Source organism: Photorhabdus kayaii, assembly GCF_025384895.1.
Classification (GTDB): domain Bacteria; phylum Pseudomonadota; class Gammaproteobacteria; order Enterobacterales; family Enterobacteriaceae; genus Photorhabdus; species Photorhabdus kayaii.
In genome coordinates, this window is record NZ_JAJAFZ010000203.1 from 1 (window position 1) to 927 (window position 927).

Genomic DNA, 927 nt, shown 5'->3' on the forward strand with positions numbered 1-927 from the left:
TATAGCCGGGATCACCGGCCCGAACTGAACCAGGTTGTCCTTGAACTGATTTGCGAAAATCAGGCAGGTATCCCTGTCTACATGCAGGCTATGAGCGGGAATACGAATGATGCCAAAGCCTTTGCCCAGACGATCAAAACCCATATTCAATGTCTGAAAGCGGCACAAAACAGCCGCGACTTTGTGGCCGATGCCGCCCTTTATACTGAAGCCGCGATCGCTTCGCTTCATCAGCAAAAACAACGATTTATTACGCGTGTTCCCCTGACGATCAAGGAAGCTAAACAGTCTCTCCTGAACGTGACAGCGGAGCAATTCAGCCCCATCAGTGAGGGCTATTCAGGCTGCTGGGTGACGTCATCGTATGGCGGCGTTCCTCAGCGTTGGTTACTGGTGAACAGTACGGCGGCAGAAAAACGTGAAAACCAGACTTTCCGGAAAAACACACTCAGGGAAACAGAAAACGAGTCTAAACAGTTCGACAAACTGGGCAAAAAGCCCTTTGCCTGCCGGGAGGATGCCTTACAGGCACTGCATGATTTTGAGTCTCAATGCCAGTTTATCGGCATCGCCTCGCCGGAAATTCAGGCGATTACCGTCTATGCGGGGCGCGGGAAACCCGGCAAGCATCAACACCCCAAATCGGTTCATTATCAATTAGCCGGTCAGGCTTATACCCGGTTAGACAATGTGAAGCAGGCCAGATTGCGGGTCGGGAGGTTTATTTTAGCGACCAATGAACGGGATGAAGGACAGCTTGATATGGCGGCGTTACTGGCTAATTATAAGGCACAACAAAAGGTAGAGCGGGGTTTTCGCTTCCTGAAAAGTCCGGAATTCCTGACGTCTGCCATTTTCCTGAAAAAACCGGAGCGGATAGAAGCGCTGTTAATGGTGATGACATGTTGTCTCATGGTTTATGCGGCG

At 50.7% G+C, this 927-nt stretch carries 1 pseudogene; it reads left to right on the plus strand.

Features of this window, described 5'->3' with window-relative positions:
* Positions 1-927 (plus strand): annotated as a pseudogene (locus tag LGZ98_RS23910) (IS1634-like element ISPlu4 family transposase); the annotation flags it as partial.